Source organism: Nocardia wallacei (genome assembly GCF_029868745.1).
In the GTDB taxonomy this organism is placed as follows: domain Bacteria; phylum Actinomycetota; class Actinomycetes; order Mycobacteriales; family Mycobacteriaceae; genus Nocardia; species Nocardia wallacei_B.
In genome coordinates this window covers 1-4,421 of sequence record NZ_JARWOP010000351.1, presented here as the reverse complement: position 1 = coordinate 4,421, position 4,421 = coordinate 1, and the positions used below count along the sequence as shown (strand labels likewise).

At 68.0% G+C, this 4,421-nt stretch carries 2 protein-coding genes; both read right to left on the bottom strand.

Annotation, left to right across the window (positions count from 1 at the left end):
- Positions 1 to 263 precede the first annotated feature (263 nt).
- Positions 264 to 3,857: an FAD-binding protein gene (locus QH470_RS32495; RefSeq protein ID WP_280276205.1), complete on the bottom strand. Its 3,594-nt coding sequence runs from the start codon at positions 3,855 to 3,857 to the stop codon at positions 264 to 266.
- 16 nt (positions 3,858 to 3,873) lie between these two features.
- On the bottom strand, positions 3,874 to 4,421 hold a 548-nt coding region (locus QH470_RS32490; RefSeq protein ID WP_280276204.1), incomplete at its 5' end, for an aldehyde dehydrogenase family protein.

Sequence of the window (4,421 nt, the reverse complement as noted above, 5' to 3'; positions counted from 1 at the left end):
TTGGGGGGGTGGTGCGGGTTTTTGTAACGCGGGCGCGGCCACCCTTAAATTCCGGGGCGCCTTAATCGCTATTGGCGGACGGGGGCCGCGGGGGCCGCCACCCCCCCCCCCCCCGCGATGGTAATGACGGACATCGGACTCGTCCCATCGAAAATCCTGCTGCGGTATCGTGACGCCGACCGCGGTCTTCCGATCGATGGGCATCAGCGGGCGGATCGGTGCCGGTTGCCTCGGCGGATGACCATCGTGTCCACGCTCGACATTCACGGCTCGGAACGGATGATCCGGTCGGCGATTTCGCGCCGAGACCGCACGTCCAGCTTGGTGAGGATGCTCGACACATGCGATTGGATCGTCCGGTGCGACAAAAACATCTGCGCCGCGATCTCAGCGTTGGACAAGCCCGCGGCGACCTGCCCGGCAACCTTGCGTTCGGTTTCGGTCAGCGCCGCCCATCCCGATTTGGGGCGGTTGCGGGGCCCGCGTACGCCGCGGCGAATGCCGTGCGGGCGGACTCGCGCCACCGCCCGAGCCGAATCCCAGGAGGCGCCGAGGAGCGTATAGAGTTCGACCGCACTATCCAGTGCCTGGCAGGCTTTCGTCCGGTGTCCCGCGGCGGCGAGCAGTACCGCGGCATTCTCCAGTGCCTGTGCTTCGTAGAGAGGCCGTCCCGCCTGCCGGAACAGTCGTGCGGCGGTGCACACGTTGTCGGGAGCGTGGTCGGCCATGCCGCCGCACAGCAGGGCAGTCGCTTGCCGCGATGCCGTCGGCTGCCGCAGAAGGAGTTCGGCGGCGGCATCCGCTACCGCGCGCGCGGCCCCTATGTCGCCGACATCCACTGCGAGCCGGGCGATATCGGGGTAGATGTAGTACAGCGTGGACGTAGTCATCCCGCCGTCGCGCTCCCGGTATGCGCTGACGAGCACGTCCAATGCCTGCTGCCGCCGACCACGGCTTTCGTGGACCAACGCCGTCACCCACGGGCCGAATTGCGCGTACTCCGTGCTGCCCAATCGGCCGTCCGGCGCGGGCAGGCTCTCGGGGCCCGGAAGAACGGTGCCGCGGTGTACCCCGATGAGTGCCGCGATGTGCTGCGCGATCGGCGCGTATCCCAGCATGTCCGGTACTTGCGTGACGGCCGCGCATTCGGACAGCGCATCGTCCCAGCGCCCGTCCAGCAGATGTAGCCGCGCCTTGGCCATCAGGTTCGGTGACAGATAGACACCCCGTGTCCGGCGGTTGTGCCCGATGGCGGTTTTCAGGGCTGCTTCCGCGTCGGTGAGCCGATCGAGCTCCACCAGGCAATGCGCATACAGCGCGTACGGATCGAACTGATCCGATCCGGTTCCGTCCGCGCAGACGGTGCGGATTCGGCTACTCATCTCCAAAGCCTCGTCGAGGTGACCCTCGGTGTAGCGCACCGCACCCACGGCCATCAGGCCGTAGCCGGTGGCGAGCGGATCCCCACCGCGTTCCCCCAGCGATATCGCCCGCTGTCCGGTCCGTTCCGCGGCGTCGAATCGTTCCAGGAAGAAATTGTTCAGCGCACACATGCCCAGGAACCGCCCCGAGTGCTCGGTGCCGAGATCCATTGTGGACAGCGTTGTTTCGGCGACGGAGACCGCGTCGGTGAGCCGCCCCTGCGCCTGGCATGCCTGTGCGAGCAGCCAACGCAGTTCGGCCTCGTCATCGTGTCCGGGATTGTGCAGCGTGGCCCGGAGCACGGCTTCGGCTTCGGCCGCGCGGCCGCTCCACAGCAGCGCGCGTATCCGGGCGCGGACCATCCGCGATCGCACGGCGGCATCGAGGTCGGCGACGGTCGCCGCGCGGTGCAGCAGCCGGACCGCCAGGTCGGGCGCCCGCACGATCAGCCGGTCGGCCGTGTCCGCCAACCAGGCGATACTGGCGTGATCCGGTTCGCTGTCACTGAGTGACAGGTAGTAGGCGATGCGTTCGATCGGCGCGCCGGTCGCCTGCAGGGCCTGCCCGGCTCGCCGCAGCAGATCCGAGCGCAACGAGGCGGGCAGCCTCTCGGACAGGATCTCGCGGATCTGGTTGGGGCGGAATACGAGTTCGGAGTCGGCGTGGGTGAGCAGACCGCTGTCCATCGCCTCGGTCACCGCGCTCCAGACCTCCATGACCGGAACCGACAGTACCGCCGCGACTTCGGTGACATCGACCGACGGGCCCAGGAGGGCCACCATCGGCAGCAAGTCTCGCGTCGTGCGCGACAGCGACTCCAGCCGTCGCGCGATCGTCTCCGGCAGGGACGAGTACGGGTTCTCCCCGGCGCTCGCGGCGGCGGTTTCGGCGACCGCCGTGATGACCTGCTCGCGCGGCGGGGTGGCCACCGACTCGGTCGTGTCGGTGTGTCGGCCGGAAATGATGTCTTGCGGATCGAGGGCGCGTTTGATGGCGGTCACACAGCGCCGGAAGTCGTCGTCCGTACGCGCGATGAACTGCTCGATCGAATCCACGTCCATACGCACCGGATAGATGCCTTCGGATTCGAGCCGCCGCAGCAAGAGGTCCTTGTACGCGTGTGCCGCGGCCACCGCATCGGCATCACGTCGGTCGAAGTAGAACGGAAACAAGCCGAAAAGTGCTGTGGTGCCCGCCCTTTCGTACAACTGTGACGTCGGCATCCGCGCTTTCTCGGCCGCCGAACGCACGATCGACGAGCAGGCGGCCAGCTGATCCCCGGCGAACGGGACCGCCACGTTTGCGCACAACATCCCCGGCAGCTCGCGGTCGCGGTCGAGATCCACCGACCCCGGCGCCACGGTCCGCCCTGTCTTGTCGGCGAATCCGTTCAGCAGGCGGTCGGACGGCGTGCCGTTCACCAGTCCCAGCCTGGCCTGGGCCAGCAAACGCTCCTGCGGATTCTCCGGCGAGTGTTGCTCTTCTTCGGTGTCCGCCGCCGTGAACTGTCCCGCCGAATCGTCCAGGCGCCGCCGGAGTTCACGCACCGCCTCGGCCCGCATGTTGCGGGTTCCACCGAGCACGGCCTGCACCTTCCAGACCGCCGGGTCGCTGTTGCCGAAGTACCGGATGATCGGGTCGGTGCCGTCGGTGATCCGCAGGTGTCCGGTGATGACACCGTCTTCCCTGGCGAGCCACAACGCGTCGACGACCGCGGCGAGGCGCCGCTGAGCCACCTCGAATGTCACCACCGTCAGCGGGGCGACCGGATGCAGGCGCAGCACGATCTTGGTCACGATCCCGAAGCCGGACTGCACGAACAATCCACGCAGGTCCGGGCCGAGGCCGGGTGGGTAGTGGTGAACGACCGGTCCGGGGCTGGGCAGGTGCCACAGGCCGGTCCGGACGACTCCGCCGTTGCCCAGCACCGCCTCGACACCGAGCAGGTCATCCATCCGCGCACCGAGGTTCCCGCAGCCTCGGTCCAGCACGTTCCCGACGATGCTGGTGGCGGTGCCCGCGCCCGTCACATTGAGTTTGAGCCGGCTTCCCTGCTCGGTAAGGTGCTCGGCCAACTGCCCCTGGGTCACCCCTGGTTCGATCACGGCATACCGGAAGCGGGAATCGACGTCCACGATCCGGTCCATACCGCCGAGGTCGACCAGCGCAACCGGCCCCCGAGCCGGCAGTGCCGAGCCGAATCCCCAGTTGCGTCCGGTGCTTATCGGGTGGACTCGGACACCAGTGGCGCGTGCGACGTCGATGACGCTGCGCACATCGTCCAGCGAGGTCGGCCGCAACACCACGTCCAGTTCGCGTGCCGCGAACTCCGACATGTTCATTCCGTAGTGCGCGAGTTCGCGCGGATCGATGGAAACCGCGGCCGCGCCCAGTGCGGCCCGCCAGCCGGAGACCGCCTGTTCGATCGCTGCCATGGGCACATTCCTCAGTTCATTGGTGATGCGATCCGATGTGGTGGACCACGTGCTTGATTCGCGAGTAGTCGTCCAGGGCATACGCCGAGAGGTCCTTGCCGAATCCGGAATGTTTGAAGCCGCCGTGCGGCATCTCGGACGGATAGGCGAAGTGCGTGTTGACCCGCACGGTGCCGTAATCGAGTAGTCGGCACATCCGCATCGCCTGCGCGTGGTCGCGCGTCCACACGCCGGCGGCCAGCCCGTAGTCGACCCCGTTCGCCAGCCGGACCGCGTCGCCTTCGGTGCCGAATCGCTGAACGATGAGTACCGGGCCGAAAACCTCGCGCTGCGTGATCTCGTCGTCTTGGCGCACGTCGGCGACCACCGTCGGCTGGAAGAAATAGCCGATGTCGCCGGCCACCGCACCGCCGGTGAGCACCCGCGCGTGAGACGGGAGCCGCTGGAGGAAACCGGATACTCGCTCGAGCTGGCGAGCGTTGTTCAGCGGTCCGTACCGGGCCGCCGGATCCGCCGGGGGGCCCGGGGGGCCCCCCCCGGCCCCCCCGCCCCCCGCCACCACAA